A 15963-nucleotide genomic window follows, 5' to 3' on the forward strand; every position below is an offset into this window, starting at 1 on the left:
GCCCTCGGCCACTTTCAACTGCTAGAACAACCTCACTGCGTGCGCAGCGTGAAGCCGGTCTCGCCGGTCCACTGGTCCAGCGGCGAGTACCAGCCACGATTGGCGCACTGACGGTTTTGTTCGCCGGCGCAGCCGGTGCCGCGGGCGGTGTCGATCGCGGAGATGATGCCGCCGGCCCGGACGTCGCTGCCGATCGGGATCGAGACCGGACCGCCACTGTCGCCCTGGCCCCAGACCGGACCGCCGGTGCGGTTGTACACATCGACCGCGCCGTAGACGCAGTAGAGGCCACTGAGACAGACCGTGACGCCGTTGGCGGTGATGACGATGTCGCAGAGGGAGCCGGAATAGGATCCTGAGCTGCAGGTGACCATGCCGGGGTAGTTGCCGGTCAGGCCGCGGACGGGCCAAAGCTGCTGGCCGTTGACGTCACCCCACCACATGGAGGCCTGGAAGAAACCCTTGTCACCCTGATTGTCCGCGCGGATGGCCTCGATGTCGCGGTTCTCGTACCGGTTGGTGACGGTGCCGTAGCGGGCGTTGTTCTCCGGGTTGCGGGCACCGCTGCCAAGGGCGCCGCAGTGGGCTGCGGTGGCCATGGCGGAGTCGCCGGCCCAGCCGAGGGCGAAGCCCTGGGAGCAGCCACCGCCGTTGTCGAGCCGCCAGCGTGCTCCACCGAAGGCCTGCTGGTTCCAGCGGCTGGTCGGGCCGAACACGGACGGCGGAGCAACAGCGAACTCCGGGCTGCCATTCACAACCGAGACGGCAACTCCCCCGGCCACGGCCGAGATCGCATTCCGTACGGCGGCCTTCGTCGCACCGCCCTTTGCGGTGACCTGCAGTCCGGAGCCATCGGCGAGCGGGCCGGCCGCGACGACCTCGGTGCCGTTGATCGACGTGCGCTCGGCGATGACCTTGCCGGTCGCCTTCGCCAGCTCCTGGTAGGAGTACTTCGCGGTCGGGACCGCATTCACCGTGACACCGGAGGCGTTCGTGGTGGCCTTGGTGACCGACGCGGGGACCTGGCCACGCCAGTTCAGCGTGATGCTGTTGGACGCGGCATCGACCACGAGACCGGCGTACCCGCTGTCACCGGAGATCCTCTTGTAGGCGGCGGTGATCGCGTCGGCGACCTCGACGACCTTGGCCTGCTTGTCCCAGAACGCGGGGCCGGGATTGTCGCGGCCGGAGACCGACGGCGGAAGGTTGGACGGTGAGACGTCCGGGGCGGGTGCGGAGAAGGCGGCCGGAGACCCGGCCAGCCCTGCTCCGAGGGCTACTGCGGCGGTAGCCGCGAGTACAACGAATTTGCGCATGACAGGTAGACCTTCCGAGGGGGGCGGACAACGAAAAGGCACTCGTCACGCTAGTGCTCGTCCCAGCCGGAAGACAACGATGGACAGCGAAACCTGTGGTTATACCAACTCAGGCGCCGAGGCGCTCGGAGATCGTCGCGGCGAGCTGCATCAGCGCCGTCTGCGCCTGCTTGCGCTTCTCTCGGGTCAGGTCCCGGGAGAACGATGTCACCCCAACAGCACCGGCGACGTGACCGCCTGCCGCGAAGAACGGAGCGGCCAGACAAGAGATGTCGGCCTGCTCCTCCTGGTCCTCGAACGCGTACCCCTGCTTGTGCACCCTGGCCAGCTCAGCCCGGAACGTCTCCTCGTTGACCGGGCCCGCCTTCGGCCCGTAGCCCTGCTCCAGATGCCCGAGCAACGGCCCCAACTCGTCCTCCGGCAGGTACGCCGCGATCGCCTTCCCGAGGGCGGTCAGGTTGTAGTGCGCGACCTTCCCCGGATACGTGTCGAACTGGATGAACCCGGGCAGCGCGGCCTTGGCGACGTACACGATCGACGTACCGGTCAGGACACCGATGTGGACCGGCATGCCCAGCCGGTCGGCGACCTCGCGCAGCTCGCGGTTGGCGACCGACGACAGATCCACCTTGCGGATCAGCTGGGTGGCCAGCCCGTACAGCCGCAGCGTCGGCCGCCAGAAGTGACTGCGCCCAACCACCCGGCGGCTCGCGTAGTCGCGCTGCTCAAGGGTGTAGACGATGGAGGCGCAGGTCGCGAGCGGGATGTTCGCCTTCTTCGCCAGTGCCGTCAGAGTCAGCTCCTCGTCCGAGTTCACCAACGTCTCGAGCACCGTCAAAGTCCGGGCAACCGCGGGTGACGGCGACCGCTCACTGCTGTCCATCTCGGCATCTTATCTACGAAATAACAGAAATCCCCCGCAGATCCGGAAACACTTGAGCCCAGTCGGAGTCGTGACTTGTGTCGCATCTGCTGGTGGAGTCGGCTGGCGAAGGCGCATGAGACGGGTTACGGTCGGTGCGTTTGTCAACAAGTTCAACAGGGAGTAGTGGACCGTGTCGGTATCGCAGTCGGCCGAGAAGCCGGAGAAGACCTTCTTCGGGCATCCGCGTGGGTTGATGACGCTGTTCACCACCGAGCTGTGGGAACGCTTCAGTTACTACGGGATGCGCGCCATCCTGCTGCTGTACTTGACCGACAAGGCGCACGGTCTCGGCCTGGGCGAGTCGCTCGGCCAGGCGGTCGTGTCGATCTACGGCGCGTCGGTCTACCTGCTCTCCGTCCTCGGCGGCTGGCTCGCCGACCGCGTCGTCGGGGCACGCCGTACCGTCCTGTACGGCGGTGTGGTGATCGTCGCCGGTCACCTGCTGCTCGCTGTGCCCGCGACCGGTACGGCGTACTTCGGCATCGCATTGGTTGCCCTTGGCACCGGCCTGCTGAAGCCGAACGTCTCGACGATGGTCGGCACCCTCTACGAGAAGGGCGACACGCGCCGCGACTCGGCGTTCTCGATCTTCTACATGGGCATCAACATCGGCTCGTTCTCGGCGCCGTTCGTGGTCGGTTTCCTGCGCCGCGAGTTCGGCTTCCACGTCGCGTTCGCCGCCGCCGCGGTCGGGATGACGCTGGCGCTGATCGCCTACATCCTCGGCCGCAAGACGCTGCACGGCCGCGGCGACACTCCGCCGAACCCGCTCACCGCCGCGGACCGCCCGGCGATGATCAAGGTCTCCGTCGCCGTCATCGCACTGCTCGCCGTGGTCTTCTTCCTGTCCGCCGCACTGTCCGGCGGGTTCGGGCCGAAGCCGGTCGTCGACGCGATCTCGTACCTGTGCTTCATCGCCCCGATCGCCTACTTCACCATGCTGCTCCGCAGTCCCCTGGTCACGCCGGAAGAGCGGCAGCGCGTCCGCGCCTACATCCCGCTGTTCATCGCCGCCATGCTCTTCTTCATGGTCTTCGAGCAGGCCGCGACCACACTCACCACGTTCGCGGCCGACCGCACCGACCTGCACCTGTTCGGCACGACGATCTCCCCGGAGTTCTTCGCCTCGGTGAACCCGCTCTCGATCGTCTTCCTGGCCCCGGTCTTCGCGGTGATCTGGATCAAGCTCGGCGACCGCGGCCCGAGTATCGGCCAGAAGTTCGCCACCGGCCTACTGCTGGCCGGGATCTCGTTCGCCGTGATGGCTCTCGCCTCGAACGTCGCCGGCACCAAGCTCGCTTCCCCGGCCTGGCTGGTCGTCGTCTACATCATCCAGACCCTCGGCGAGCTCTTCCTCTCCCCCGTCGGCCTAGCCGCCACCACCCTGCTGGCCCCGCGCGCCTTCCTCAGCCAGATGATGGCCCTGTGGTTCCTCGCCCCGTCCGCCGGCCAGGCCATCACCGCCCAACTCGTCCAGGCCACCGAAGGCGCCTCCGACACCGCCTACTTCGGCGGCCTCGCAATCGTCACCATCGTCTTCGCCCTGGCCCTCTACTTCCTCGCCCCCTGGATCAAGCGCCACACTGCGCAGTCCTCCACTGCACAGGACTCCTAAGGGACCAGTCGCTCCGCCAGCCACGCGACTGCCAGTGGCTGGCGGTACTCGACCGCCCGGTGACCGCCGTCGAACAGCTCGAAACGGACGACGTCGTCCGCCACACCGACCTCCTCGAGCCGCTGCCGAAAGGCCAGCGCGCCGAGGTCGAGGAACCACTCGTCACTGGTCCCCGCGTCGATCCAGATCGCTCGCTGGGAGCGCAACGCCGCGGCGTGATCCGGCGCCATCCGCACCGGGTCCCAGCGCAGCCACCGCTCCCAGACCTGCGGTCGCACAGCGCCGGTCACCGGATCGAACGGAAGCTCGGGGACTCCGTCCGCATCCGGTGAGAAGCAGGCCGAGACGCCGAGCAACTCGAGCAGGCGCTCGTCCTCGGGCTTGGTGAAAGCGGTCCGCTGACCGAAGTCCTGCCACCACGCGAAGATGTCCCCGTCGTACGCGCGCAGGTGCCGCGCAGCCCACAAGAAATGCGGGATGTACTGCGCCTCGGACAGCGCATCACCGGAATGTGTGGCGAACGCGCCGAACAGGTCCGGCCGGAGCATCGGCGTGATCATCGCGCCGAGGCCGCCACTGGACTTCCCGGCGATGGCACGATGGTCGCGGTCGGCGATCGTGCGGTAGTGGGCGTCGACCCACGGGACGACCTCATCGCACAGGTACGAGTGATACGGACCGGTGCCGGGTGAGTCGACGTACTGGCTGCCGCCGTATCTGCTGAACGCGTCGACGTACACGACGATCATGCCCGGCGCTTCACCCCGCGCGAACAGACCGTCGATGAGCTCCGGAACCGGTTGCCGGTAAGGCATTCGGTTGCGCCACAACGGCAGCGTCCCGCCGAAGCCGAGCAGCATGAAGACGGTCGGGTAATGCTGCGTGCTCTGGTCGTAGCCGGGCGGCGTGTAGACCCACACCGGCCGCCGCGACGGGTCTCCGAGCGGATTTCCCTGCAGGAGGCGACTGTCGATCGTCGCCTCGTCCAGACGGCCCAACAGGTCGAACATAGGCAGCTCCTCATCTCGATACTACGAAATCATAATATATCGAATCGTAGTACCATTGGGTCATGCGGGATTCGATCGATCGCCATATCGACTTCTGGCAGCACGAAGTGCCCGACCTCGACGTCGAGGTCGAAGGCGTCGTCACCCGGATGCAGATGCTCGTCCGCCACCTCCAGACGCGTCGCGCTGAAGCCCTGCAAGAGCTCGGGCTCCGCAGCTGGGAGTACGACATCCTGTGGCGCCTCCGGTCCGCGGGCCCGCCGTACAGCGTCACCCCGACCGCCCTGGCCGTTGCCCTCGACACCCATCCCGCCACGCTCACCAACCGTCTGGATCGGCTGACCCAGGCCGGCCTGGTGGCCCGCAGCCGCGCCGCCACCGATCGGCGCAGTGTCGTGGTCGTCCTCACCGAAGCCGGGCACCACGCCTGGGAGTCCTCGATCGGATCCCAGTCAGCCGCCGAGCACGAACTGCTCGGCCCCCTGTCACCACGAGAGCGCGAAACCCTGATCAAGCTGCTCCGCAAGGTCGTCCTCGCCGCCGAGGCCGACGGCCCTGACCTGATGCCGCTCCCCCAACGGGAGGACCCAGCTCACCCCGACGGGTGAGGCGATCACCTGCCTCAACAGGGGATGGTCGAAGCATGCAAGCGACCGATCGCCCCGTCCCCCGCTGGGCCAACCGACTGGCCCACGCCATCCCGTTCTTCGTCCTGCCGTCGAGCCTGTGGCGGATCGGCTTGGTCTTCGGCTCTTCGATGGGCATGCTCGACGCAACCGGACACCCGACGTACGTACACGGTCTGGGTTTCAAGCTGTACGTCATCGGCCTGTCGCTCTTCTCCGAGGCCTTGGCGCTCACCGGGCTCGGCCTGGTCCAGCGCTGGGGCGAAGTAGTTCCCCGCTGGATCCCGCTCATCGGCGGTCGCCGCGTCGCACCGTACGCCGCCATCGTCCCAGCAACCCTCGGCGGCCTGTCGCTGATCGCCCTCTGGACCTGGGGGATGCGCGACGCCTACACCGACAGTCTCCTGAACTTCACGAGCCAGTTCTGGCAGTACCTGATGGTCGGCAGCTATAGCCTCCTGCACCTGTGGGGCCCAGCACTCCTAGTCCTCACCTGGGCCTACTACCGCCGCCGTACGAGTCAGCCGCGAGTCAACGCCCTCGTCTGACGTGATACGGCATGCCTGGACTGCGCGAAAGCTGGCATCAGCCTGACCCTCGGCAGCTGCCTCCAGCGGCGTCCCCGCAACCACCAACGGGGCCGCGAGACGCGCGATATCGCGGAGCTCCGGATGCCAGGCCGGACCACCTTGCTGCGCGATCCGATTCAGGCTCGTACAGAACCTGAGCGAACCAGTCGTCCCCCACCGCCGAGACCGCTCAACTGTCACCGCGTCCGCGAACCTCCGTACGCCGGTCCAGGCGCCGTCCGCGTCGCGGTTCGCAGCGGCCACAACCACAGCTCCCCGCCGGAAGACCAGCACATTGTCGGCCAGTTGTGCTGCCTCAATGGCCGCCATGGTCTCCGGGACGCCGCGATAGCAAGCATCATGATTGGACTTCGCCACGAATCGTCCGCGTCCGTGGACCGCCGCCTGCTCCAGGTACCGCGCGACGATGCCCAGCCGGCTCATCGCTTCCGGAACGGCCATGGCGGCAACCTCGATCCGGAAGCCGGCAGCCCGAAAAGCCGCGCTCGCCTGGCGAAACTCCTTGGGATCCGCCAGCGCGGTCTCGACTACCGTGTGACAGCCGCGGGCTCTTGCCCAGTCCTCGGCTGCGCGATGCCACAACCGTGTATCCAGCCGGGTGAAGGCACCGGCTGTCCGCTCGTCCTTGTCCATCAGCCGCGAGTAGTCCGGGTGGTAGGGCTTGTAGAAGTCTCCACACACATGGGCAACCGGCCCCCGGAGGCCCATCGTGTGATTGATCATCTCGGTGGTCGCCGTCTTGCCGGCACCCGGCTGACCGCCGATGAACACGACGACCGGATGCGCCTGCGGCGCCACAGGTTCGAGGCGCTCCGGCACGATTTCGGCCTGAAAGATCTGCTGGTGCAGCGCACTCGGGAGTCGATAACGCTCGAGGTCGACCTCAGGCATCAGCATCACCGTTCCGCTCGCGGACGCGCCTGCCGTAGTTCTCCACCGTCGCCCGAATAGCGATGGGATCGTCGGACCGAAGAGCTTGGCTGTCCTTGACCGCCCGACGGCGCTCTTCGAGCCAGTGTTCGATCACCGACTCCTCGGGCGCGTCTTTGCGGCGTTCGGTCCAGACTCGATCAGTGCAGTGGGCGATGAACAGGCTGATGGTGTCCTGAGCGACCTCGAAGCTGATCGCCTGCTCGTCGTTCCACTCGTACGACGGGACCTGGCCGAGGATCGATTCGTTGTCGGTCATGCGGCAACTCTCGCTGGTTGATCGGCCCGCCCGCAACCACCGTCTACGCCGCCTGTGGATAACTTCTCAGCGGGCGCGTGGCCGCGGCTTGAGGGTGGCGCCGGGGAGTGGCGGAGCAGGGAGCGGGTCCCCCACATAGCCGGGGACCGATGGGAAACGGTCGGTGCCACCAGCGGCGATGGCGGATTGCCAGGCAGTGCGGGCTTCAACGATGTCTTCGTGGGTTCGGCCGATGAAGTTCCACCACATGACGAGCTCTTCGGTGAAAGGTTCGCCGCCGAGCAGGAGAAAGCGCGCTCCATTGCCAGAGGCAACTAAGTCGATCGTGTCGCGGCCGGCGCCGAGGTAGGCGAGTTCGCCGAAGGTCGGCGTGAGGTCCCCGACCGACAAGGCACCATCAACCACCAGTACGCCGTACTCGTTCGAAGACGTGAGCGGGAGTGTCAGCGACTGGCCGGGCTGAATGGTGATGTCGGCGCCAACCAGCGGGGTGAACGCCGGCGCCGGCGAAGTGACCCCGGCGACGGTTCCTATCATCACGATGATGCGGGCACCGTCGATGTCCAGTTGCGGAAGGTCGGCGTACGCGTTGAAGGCGGGTGGCGTCGTCGTCCGGACGGAGTCGGGCAGGGCGACCCAGAGCTGCGCTCCGTGAAGTCGCGGCGGGGCGTCCGGGGTGGAGACCTCCGAGTGCGCGATGCCGTTGCCGGCGGTCATGATGTTGAGCTCGCCGGGACGGACCAAGGCATGCGAGCCGACGCTGTCGCGGTGCTCGATCTCGCCCTCGAACAACCAGCTCACTGTCTGCAGACTCGTATGCGGATGCGGCGGAACGAGCATCCCGCTCTCCCCCGGCGCGTCGTACGAATCGACTCGCTGCGTCAGATCATCAGGCCCGTAGTGATCGACGAAGCACCACGCACCAACCATCCGCCGGTCCTTGTTCGGCAACAAGCGGCGAACCTTCGTCGAGCGGCCGAGCACGACCTCGCGCGGCTCCAGCAACTCGAACACCGGCCCCTGCTCAGACCCCGTGCAGACGACCTCGGCCGGGTCCTTCTCCAGATCGCTCATGACGCTGTCCATTCGAGGAGCTCTTCGCGGTCCCAGGTGTTGACGACGCGGCCGGGGGCGATGTCGGCGGCTTCGGCACGTTCGCAGCCGTAGACCTGCCAGTCGAGCTGGCCCGGCGCGTGCGCGTCGGTGTCGATGGAGAAGACACAGTCCATCTCGGCGGCCAGGGCGAGCAGGCGTTTGGGTGGGTCGAGGCGTTCGGGACGGGAGTTGATCTCGACCGCGGTGCCGAACTGGCGGCAGGCCTCGAAGACGACCTCGGCGTCGAAGTCGGACTCGGGGCGGGTACCGCGGTCGCCGGTGATCAGGCGGCCGGTGCAGTGACCCAGTACGTCGACGTGCGGGTTGGCGATCGCCTTGACCATCCGCTCGGTCATCGGCTCGGAGGCCATCCGGAGTTTGGAGTGGACACTCGCGACGACGAGGTCGAGCCGGGCCAGGATCTCGGAATCGCAGTCGAGCGAACCGTCGTCGAGGATGTCGACCTCGATCCCGTTCAGGATCGTGAAGCCGTCGAGCTCCTTGGACAGCTTCTTGTTGAGTTCGGCAACGACCTCGAGCTGCTGGAGACGGCGTTCGCGCGACAGGCCGTTCGCGATCTTGAGGCGCGGCGAATGGTCGGTCAGCGCCATGTACTTGTGGCCGAGACGATGCGCCGTACGGGCCATCTCCTCGATCGGGCTGCCGCCGTCCGACCATTCCGAATGCAGGTGCAGGTCGGCTTGCAGTGCCGCGCGCATCGCCGTACCGGCTTCGGCTTCGGTGAGGTCGGTGGCCGAACCCGCCAGCTTGGTCAGGTACGACGGGGTCGCGCCGTCCATGGCTTCGAGGATCACGGCCTCGGTCTTCGGCCCGATCCCCGGCAACTCGGTGAGCGTCCCGGCCCGCCGCCGCGCCCGAACCTCCGCCGCGGGCAGCTCCTCGATCGTGTCGGCCGCCCGCCGATAGGCCTTCACCCGATGCGACGGCTGCCGGTCCCGCTCCAGGTAATACCCAATCGCCCGCAACGCCTCAACGGCAGCATCCACACCCGCCTTGTCCGTCATCCCCCCATCATTGCGTAGACGGACCGTATTGTCGGGGTGTGGCTAAGCAGGCGGAGACCAAGGCGCATTTGGCGCGGGCTGATCGGCTGCAGGGGCAGACCGGGGCGCTCGCGACGGCGGCGACGGCCGCGATGGAAGAGAAGCTGCCGTGGTTTCGGGGCTTGTCGGCGCAGGACCGGTCGTGGATCGGGCTGGTGGCGCAGTCGGGGATCACCGCGTTCGTGGACTGGTTCCGCGATCCGGAGGCGAACTCGTCGATGCCGACGCGGATCTTCGGGTCCGCGCCGCGTGAGTTCACCCGCGTGATCTCGCTGCACCAGACCGTCGACCTGGTGCGGACGACCATCGAAATGATGGAGAACGCGATTGACGACCTGCTGCCGCCGGACGACGTACCGGCGGTGCAGCGGGCGATGCAGCGCTACGCCCGAGAGGTCGCGTTCGCGGCCGCGACCATCTACGCGCAGGCCGCCGAGATGCGCGGGGCGTGGGATGCCCGGCTCGAAGCGCTCGTGGTCGACTCGGTGATCCGCGGCGAGGCCGACGACTCGGTCCGCTCGCGCGCATCCGCGCTGGGCTGGACAGGAACCGCCGGTACGACGGGATCGGCCGAGGTGGCCGTGGTTGTCGGGCGGGCCCCGGCGGCCGAGGGGAATGCGAACGTGGCCGACGCCGTTCGGCACGCTGCCCGCGAGGCGGGTGCTGACGCTCTGTGTGCGATCCAGGGCGATCGGTTGGTGGTGGTACTCGGCGGTACCAGCAAACCTGTGGAGATCGTACAAAGGCTCGCGCATTGGTTCGGACCTGGTCCGATCGTGGTCGGGCCGGTGGTGAAAGACCTGATGGCGGCCGTGACGTCGGCCCGGGCGGCGGTCGCCGGACTCCGCGCCGTACCGGCCTGGCCCGGGGCTCCGCGACCGGTGCAGGCCGACGAACTGCTCCCGGAGCGATCACTCTCCGGAGACGGGCATGCGCGCCGGCAACTCGCCACTGACGTCTACGGCCCGCTCACCATGGGCGAAGGGGTGCTGCGCGACACCGTTTCGGCATACCTGGACTCGGGTGGTTCGATCGAGGCGACGGCCCGGGCGATGTTCATCCACGCCAATACCGTCCGGTACAGGTTGAAGCGTGTGGCCGATCTCACGGGGTACCAGCCACTGAATCCCCGCGACGCTTTCACCCTGCGTGTCGCACTCGCCCTCGGCCGCCTGCTCAATCCGGACCCGGGAACGCCCGTTTTGTAGGATGTCTACAAATCGGGCCGGTCAGAATTCGTGCTGCCTGCGGCCCCGCGAACGGCTCGGAACAGGGAGAGTGGTCACGTGCTCGTCATCGTCGCACCCGGTCAGGGTGCCCAGACCCCAGGTTTCCTCGAGCCGTGGCTGGCCGATCCCGCGTTCGAGAGCCGGCTCAACTGGCTCTCCGCGGTCGCCGGTCTCGACCTCGCCCACTACGGCACGGCAGCGGATGCCGACACGATCCGCGACACCGCCATCGCGCAGCCGCTGCTGGTCGCGGCCGGCCTGGCCACCGCGCCGGCGCTGTTCACGGATGCGACGCAGGTAGGTGCGCTGGCCGGTCACAGTGTCGGTGAGCTTGCCGCCGCTGCGCTGTCCGGTGCACTGACCGTCGAGCAGGCGATGGTGCTCGTCCGCGAGCGCGGCAAGGCGATGGCCGAGGCGGCCGCGCTGACCGCCACCTCGATGACCGCCGTACTGGGTGGTGACCGTGACGAAGTCCTCGCGAAGCTCGCGGAGTACGGGCTGACGCCCGCCAACGACAACGGCCCCGGCCAGATCGTTGCCGCCGGCACCGTCGAGGAGCTGGCCGCGTTCGCCGAGGACCCGCCCGCCAAGTCCCGGCTGATCAAGCTGTCGGTGGCCGGCGCGTTCCACACCAAGCACATGGAGCCGGCGGTTCAGACCCTGGCGAAGTACGCGACCGCCATCGGCACTGGCGAGCCGACGACCAAGCTGCTCTCCAACCGCGACGGCCAGGTCGTCACCGACGGCGCGGACGCGCTGCAGCGGATCGTCGCCCAGGTGAACTCCCCCGTCCGCTGGGACCTGTGCATGCAGACCTTCACCGAGCTCGGCGTCACCGGCATCCTCGAGCTGCCGCCGGCCGGCACGCTGACCGGTATCGCCAAGCGCCAGTTGAAGGGCGTCGAGACCTTCGCCCTGAAGACGCCCGACCAGCTGGACGACGCCCGCGCATTCGTCGAGAAGCATGGAGCCTCCGTATGACGGAGTCATTGCCGCGCCTTCGGCACGGCGGGTCATGGGGCTTTAACTCCAGTCCTTCCCTCGTCGCTCCAGTCGCTTCGCTCCCTGCACTCCTCAGTCCAGGCCAGGAGGCCCCATGACCGGAATCACCGCATCAAGTGGATCGACGCACGCCGGGGTTCTCGGGATCGGTTCGTACCGGCCGCGACGGGTGGTGCCGAACTCGGAGATCATCGAGCAGATCGACTCCAGCGACGAGTGGATCCAGACCCGGTCCGGGATCAAGGAGCGCCGCTGGGCCTCCGACGACGAGACCGTGCTGATGATGTCGGTCGAGGCGGCCAAGGACGCACTGAAGGAGTCGGGCATCGACCCGGCCCAGATCGGCTGCGTCGTGGTCTCCACGGTCACGCACCTCTACCAGACGCCCGCGATCGCGACCCAGATCGCCGTCGCGGTCGGCGCCCCGACCGCAGCCGCGTTCGACGTCTCCGCGGCCTGCGCCGGGTTCTGCTACGGCATCGCGCTGGCCAGTGACATGGTCCGCGGCGGCAGCGCCAAGTACGTGCTGGCGATCGGCGTCGAGCGACTGAGCGACCTCACCGACCGCAACGACCGCGGTACGGCGTTCATTTTCGCCGACGGCGCCGGAGCAGCCGTGGTCGGTCCGGCCGACGAGCCGGGGATCGGCCCGGTCGTCTGGGGTTCCGACGGCACGCAGCACGCGGTGATCAGCCAGAAGGAATCGTGGCAGGAGGCAGCCGGCAGCCAGAACTGGCCGAACCTCACGATGGAAGGCAACCCGGTCTTCCGCTGGGCGTCGTACGAGATGGCCAAGACCGCGCAGCAGGCGCTCGACGTGGCCGGCGTACCGGCCGAGGAGCTCGACCTGTTCGTGCCGCACCAGGCGAACATGCGGATCACCGACGCGATGCGGCGGGCGCTCAAGCTGCCCGAGCACGTGAAGGTTGCCCGTGACATCGAACGGCAGGGCAACACGTCCGCCGCATCGATCCCGCTCGCGATCACCGCGATGCGCGAGGCCGGCGAAGCCAAGAGCGGCGACCTCGCCCTCATCATCGGTTTCGGCGCGGGCCTCGTGTATGCCGCCCAGGTGATCCGGCTTCCGTAAGCCATAGTTGTCCGGGGACAGCTCAGGTGGCTGCCCCGGCTGAACCAAGCCAGCAAGAACATTCGAAGGGAACAACCGCAATGGCCAGCACCGAAGAGATCCGTTCCGACCTCGCCGAGATCGTGAACGAGATCGCCGGTATCCCGGTCGAGGACGTCCAGCTGGACAAGTCCTTCACCGACGACCTCGACGTCGACTCGCTCTCCATGGTGGAGGTCGTCGTGGCCGCCGAGGAGAAGTTCGACGTGAAGATCCCCGACGACGAGGTCAAGAACCTGAAGACCGTCGGCGACGCCGTCGCGTTCATCGAGCGTGGCCTGAACGGCTGATCTCAGCCGTCTCCGTGCTGGCCGGTGCTCATCGGGCTCAGAACCGATGAGCACCACCGGCCGGCCTCCCAATCCCCGATCTCGTGAAGGATGAGGTACAGATGTCGAAGACCCGAGTCGTGATCACCGGGCTCGGAGCCACCACCCCGCTCGGCGGCGATGTGGCCAGCTCCTGGGAAGGCCTGCTGGCCGGTCGGTCCGGTGCCCGCCGGCTGACCGACGACTGGGTGCAGAACCTGGCCGTCCAGATCGCTGCCCCGGTGGCGGTCGAGCCGACCGAGATCATCGAGCGTGTGAAGGCCCGCCGCCTCGACCGCAACGCGCAGCTCGCCGTGGTCGCCGCCCGTGAAGCCTGGGCCGACGCCGGTCTGGAGGACTCCGGGCTCGACAAGGAGCGCCTCGGCGTGGCCGTTGCCACCGGCATCGGTGGCCTGCACACCACGCTGTCCAACTACGACGCGCTGCTGAAGAACCCGCGCCGCGTCTCGCCACTGGCGATCCCGATGCTGATGCCGAACTCTTCCGCGGCGTACGTCGGTCTCGAGTTCGGCGCCAAGGCCGGTGTGCACACTCCGGTCTCGGCCTGTGCCTCCGGCAACGAAGCGATCGCACTCGGCCTGGACCAGATCCGCCTCGGCCGCGCGGACGTCGTACTGGCCGGTGGGACCGAAGGCACGATCATGCCGCTCCCGCTCGCCGCGTTCAGCCAGATGATGGCGCTCAGCAAGCGCAACGACGAGCCCGAGCGCGCCTCCCGGCCGTGGGACGCCGACCGCGACGGCTTCCTGCTTGGTGAGGGCGCCGGTGTTCTGGTCCTGGAGTCCTACGAGCACGCGGTCGCGCGCGGTGCGAAGATCTACGCCGAGATCGCCGGAGCCGGTATCTCCGCCGACGGTCACGACATCGCGCAACCCGACCCGACCGGTTCCGGTGCGCGGCGGGCGATGGAGCGGGCGCTGCTCGAAGGCGATCTGAGCCCGTCCGACATCAAGCACATCAACGCGCACGCCACCTCGACCCCACAGGGCGACGTCGCGGAGTCGCTCGCCATCCGGCTCGCCCTCGGCAGCGCCACCGACAACGCGGTCGCGACCGCACCGAAGTCGATGATCGGTCACCTGCTCGGTGCCGCCGGTGCGGTCGAGTCGATCGCCACGATCCTCGCCCTGCACCACCGCATCGTCCCGCCGACCATCAACCTCGACAAGCTCGACGACCAGATCGAGCTCGACATCGCCACCGAGCCCCGCAAACTGGCCGACGGCGACCTGGCCGCCCTCAACAACTCCTTCGGCTTCGGCGGCCACAACGCAGCAATCGCCTTCAAGACAATCTGATTTCACCCCCACCACGCCCGCTCCTCCCTGCTCTGGGGACGAGCGGGCGTCGTGCATTCCGCTAACAACAGGACGTATAGACCTACTACCCCACCTCGCCACGCTCAGCGGATCCGTCCGACCACGCCCAGTGGGCATATACGTCCTGTCGCTCGGCGAGAGCTATCCAAGCCTGGGACATGCGGCTGCGGATGCGAGTCGGCCCCGCGACGACCGCACTGCGGATTACCTCCACAGCCGACCCCCCGTCGTACCGACGCTCCTTGCCATCGATCCAGGCCCGCGGATGTCGCCCCTAGCCGCACGAACAACTGCAGGTAGTCGCCCGCGCACGCCCGGATGGGCTCACCCGGTCCCCACCCGCCGGCTTGCGACCACCACCTGCAGTCCCACGTGCAGCTCACCAACCCCCCGTACGACGCCCGCGTCGCAGCACGAACGACTGCAGGTGGTCGGCGCCCGGCGCTCACGCGCGCTGGGGGTTTGGCCCACGCATGAGCCAGGCTCTGGGATTACGGCTACTACCTGCAGTCCTACGTGCCGCTGACCAACACCTCGTACGACGCCCGCTTCGCGGCACGAACAACTGCACGTGGTCAGCGCCCCGCGCCCGCGCACGCCTGGACGGGCTCACCCGGCAGCCAGGCTCTGGATCTCGGCCACTATCTGCAGTCCTTCGTGTCGCTGGCCCGCGCCTTGGTCGGGGCCAGCCCTCGCGGCACGAACAACTACAGGTGGTCAGCACCACCGCGCCCGCGCGCACCTGGGTGTCACCTGCTCCGGCGGCATTCAGCCAATACCTGCAGTCCGTCGTACAGCTCACCAACACTCGTACGGCGCCCGCTTCGCGGCACGAACGACTGCAGGTGGTCGGCGCCCGGCGCTGACGCGCGATGGGGGTTGGCTCACTCGGCAGTCTGGCTCTGGGATTTCGGCACTACCTGCAGTGCTTCGTGCAGCTGGCCGTTGCCTTGGGCGGGGCCGGGCTTTGCGGCACGAACAACTGCAGGTGGTCAGCAGCACCCGCACCCGCACACGCCTGGGTGGGCTCACCCGGCCCATCAGCCCGGGACCCCGACCAGTACCTGCAGTCCCTCGTGCAGCTCGTACGGCGTCCGCTTCGCGGCACGAAGAACTGCAGGTGGTCGGCGCCCGGCGCTGACGCGCGATGGGGGTTGGCTCACTCGGGAGCCAGGCTCTGGGATTTCGGCACTACCTGCAGTCCTTCGTGTCGCTGGCCCGCGCCTTGGGTCGGGGCCAGCCCTCGCAGCACGAACGACTGCAGGTGGTCAGCGCCCGGCGGTCACGCGCGCTGAGGGGTTGGCTCACTCGGGAGCCTGGCTCTGGGATTTCGGCACTACCTGCAGTGCTTCGTGCCGCTGACTGGCGCCCGGGCGGGGCTGGGGTTTGCGGCACGAAGGGCTGCACGTGATTGTGCTGCTGGGGCGGCGGGCGGCTGGCTGGCCGGGCTGCGGGTACTACATGCAGTTGTTCGTGCTGCTAGTTGGTCGCGAGTTCGGCTAGTTGGAGGCGGTGGGTGTTGTTG

The 15963-nt window shown here is 67.8% G+C and carries 16 protein-coding genes; 9 read left to right on the forward strand and 7 right to left on the reverse strand.

Annotated features, from left to right (window positions below; genetic code table 11):
• Positions 1–32 precede the first annotated feature (32 nt).
• Both E1263_RS22725 and E1263_RS22730 read right to left on the reverse strand, forming a co-directional pair.
• Positions 33–1316, reverse strand: a complete 1284-nt coding sequence (locus tag E1263_RS22725) for a chymotrypsin family serine protease (RefSeq protein ID WP_132170595.1) — start codon at positions 1314–1316, stop codon at positions 33–35.
• Positions 1317–1425: 109 nt separating this feature from the next.
• Positions 1426–2199: an IclR family transcriptional regulator gene (locus tag E1263_RS22730; RefSeq protein WP_132170597.1), complete on the reverse strand. Its 774-nt coding sequence runs from the start codon at positions 2197–2199 to the stop codon at positions 1426–1428.
• Between the two features lie 172 nt (positions 2200–2371).
• Here E1263_RS22730 and E1263_RS22735 point away from each other — a divergent pair, with 172 nt between their 5' ends.
• Positions 2372–3856 (forward strand): peptide MFS transporter, encoded by a 1485-nt coding sequence (locus E1263_RS22735; protein WP_238161421.1) that lies wholly within the window; start codon positions 2372–2374, stop codon positions 3854–3856.
• Here E1263_RS22735 and E1263_RS22740 read toward each other — a convergent pair.
• Positions 3853–4866: an alpha/beta hydrolase gene (locus tag E1263_RS22740; protein WP_132170599.1), complete on the reverse strand. Its 1014-nt coding sequence runs from the start codon at positions 4864–4866 to the stop codon at positions 3853–3855. The two genes, E1263_RS22735 and E1263_RS22740, sit on opposite strands and share 4 nt — an antisense overlap.
• 62 nt (positions 4867–4928) lie before the next feature.
• Here E1263_RS22740 and E1263_RS22745 point away from each other — a divergent pair, with 62 nt between their 5' ends.
• Both E1263_RS22745 and E1263_RS22750 read left to right on the forward strand, forming a co-directional pair.
• A complete protein-coding gene (locus E1263_RS22745; RefSeq protein ID WP_132170601.1) occupies positions 4929–5474 on the forward strand; it encodes a MarR family winged helix-turn-helix transcriptional regulator in 546 nt (181 codons plus the stop codon).
• Positions 5475–5509: 35 nt separating this feature from the next.
• Complete coding sequence (locus E1263_RS22750) at positions 5510–6040, forward strand: hypothetical protein (RefSeq protein WP_132170603.1); 531 nt, start codon at positions 5510–5512, stop codon at positions 6038–6040.
• Here E1263_RS22750 and E1263_RS22755 read toward each other — a convergent pair.
• From E1263_RS22755 to E1263_RS22770, 4 genes are all read right to left on the reverse strand, one after another.
• Positions 5975–6973, reverse strand: a complete 999-nt coding sequence (locus tag E1263_RS22755) for a zeta toxin family protein (RefSeq protein WP_165956725.1) — start codon at positions 6971–6973, stop codon at positions 5975–5977. The two genes, E1263_RS22750 and E1263_RS22755, sit on opposite strands and share 66 nt — an antisense overlap.
• Positions 6966–7271, reverse strand: coding sequence for a hypothetical protein (locus E1263_RS22760; RefSeq protein WP_132170607.1), 306 nt, complete (start codon positions 7269–7271; stop codon positions 6966–6968). The genes E1263_RS22755 and E1263_RS22760 overlap by 8 nt, the downstream gene beginning before the upstream one ends.
• A 66-nt stretch (positions 7272–7337) precedes the next feature.
• Positions 7338–8345, reverse strand: a complete 1008-nt coding sequence (locus E1263_RS22765) for a pirin family protein (protein WP_132170609.1) — start codon at positions 8343–8345, stop codon at positions 7338–7340.
• Positions 8342–9391, reverse strand: a complete 1050-nt coding sequence (locus tag E1263_RS22770; RefSeq protein WP_202869004.1) for a PHP domain-containing protein — start codon at positions 9389–9391, stop codon at positions 8342–8344. The genes E1263_RS22765 and E1263_RS22770 overlap by 4 nt, the downstream gene beginning before the upstream one ends.
• A 38-nt stretch (positions 9392–9429) precedes the next feature.
• Here E1263_RS22770 and E1263_RS22775 point away from each other — a divergent pair, with 38 nt between their 5' ends.
• The 6 genes from E1263_RS22775 to E1263_RS42820 all read left to right on the forward strand — a co-directional run bounded on the left by E1263_RS22775 (position 9430) and on the right by E1263_RS42820 (position 15304).
• Positions 9430–10638 carry a PucR family transcriptional regulator gene (locus E1263_RS22775; protein WP_132170611.1) on the forward strand — a complete coding sequence of 403 codons (1209 nt, stop codon included), beginning with the start codon at positions 9430–9432 and terminating at the stop codon, positions 10636–10638.
• A gap of 78 nt (positions 10639–10716) precedes the next feature.
• Positions 10717–11640, forward strand: a complete 924-nt coding sequence (locus E1263_RS22780; RefSeq protein WP_132170613.1) for an ACP S-malonyltransferase — start codon at positions 10717–10719, stop codon at positions 11638–11640.
• A gap of 115 nt (positions 11641–11755) precedes the next feature.
• Positions 11756–12751 (forward strand): beta-ketoacyl-ACP synthase III, encoded by a 996-nt coding sequence (locus E1263_RS22785; RefSeq protein ID WP_132170615.1) that lies wholly within the window; start codon positions 11756–11758, stop codon positions 12749–12751.
• A gap of 80 nt (positions 12752–12831) precedes the next feature.
• The gene (locus E1263_RS22790; protein WP_132170617.1) at positions 12832–13080 is read left to right on the forward strand and encodes an acyl carrier protein; all 249 of its coding nucleotides are present in this window, start codon (positions 12832–12834) and stop codon (positions 13078–13080) included.
• A gap of 101 nt (positions 13081–13181) precedes the next feature.
• Positions 13182–14417, forward strand: a complete 1236-nt coding sequence (fabF, locus tag E1263_RS22795; RefSeq protein ID WP_132170619.1) for a beta-ketoacyl-ACP synthase II — start codon at positions 13182–13184, stop codon at positions 14415–14417.
• A gap of 734 nt (positions 14418–15151) precedes the next feature.
• Entirely contained in the window at positions 15152–15304 is a 153-nt protein-coding gene (locus E1263_RS42820; RefSeq protein ID WP_165956726.1) for a hypothetical protein, read from the forward strand.
• The last annotated feature ends 659 nt before the right edge of the window (positions 15305–15963 follow it).

The organism is Kribbella antibiotica (genome assembly GCF_004349055.1).
Lineage (GTDB): Bacteria > Actinomycetota > Actinomycetes > Propionibacteriales > Kribbellaceae > Kribbella > Kribbella antibiotica.

What these genes read in the sequence shown, in the direction of transcription:
- E1263_RS22785 (WP_132170615.1), top strand. Translation starts at nt 11,756, where the DNA reads ATGACCGGAATCACCGCATCAAGTGGATCGACGCACGCCGGGGTTCTC.
- E1263_RS22740 (WP_132170599.1), bottom strand. Translation starts at nt 4,866, where the DNA reads ATGTTCGACCTGTTGGGCCGTCTGGACGAGGCGACGATCGACAGTCGC.
- E1263_RS22730 (WP_132170597.1), bottom strand. Translation starts at nt 2,199, where the DNA reads ATGGACAGCAGTGAGCGGTCGCCGTCACCCGCGGTTGCCCGGACTTTG.
- E1263_RS22765 (WP_132170609.1), bottom strand. Translation starts at nt 8,345, where the DNA reads ATGAGCGATCTGGAGAAGGACCCGGCCGAGGTCGTCTGCACGGGGTCT.
- fabF (WP_132170619.1), top strand. Translation starts at nt 13,182, where the DNA reads ATGTCGAAGACCCGAGTCGTGATCACCGGGCTCGGAGCCACCACCCCG.
- E1263_RS22745 (WP_132170601.1), top strand. Translation starts at nt 4,929, where the DNA reads ATGCGGGATTCGATCGATCGCCATATCGACTTCTGGCAGCACGAAGTG.
- E1263_RS22750 (WP_132170603.1), top strand. Translation starts at nt 5,510, where the DNA reads ATGCAAGCGACCGATCGCCCCGTCCCCCGCTGGGCCAACCGACTGGCC.
- E1263_RS22755 (WP_165956725.1), bottom strand. Translation starts at nt 6,973, where the DNA reads ATGCCTGAGGTCGACCTCGAGCGTTATCGACTCCCGAGTGCGCTGCAC.
- E1263_RS22725 (WP_132170595.1), bottom strand. Translation starts at nt 1,316, where the DNA reads ATGCGCAAATTCGTTGTACTCGCGGCTACCGCCGCAGTAGCCCTCGGA.
- E1263_RS22770 (WP_202869004.1), bottom strand. Translation starts at nt 9,391, where the DNA reads ATGACGGACAAGGCGGGTGTGGATGCTGCCGTTGAGGCGTTGCGGGCG.
- E1263_RS22790 (WP_132170617.1), top strand. Translation starts at nt 12,832, where the DNA reads ATGGCCAGCACCGAAGAGATCCGTTCCGACCTCGCCGAGATCGTGAAC.
- E1263_RS22760 (WP_132170607.1), bottom strand. Translation starts at nt 7,271, where the DNA reads ATGACCGACAACGAATCGATCCTCGGCCAGGTCCCGTCGTACGAGTGG.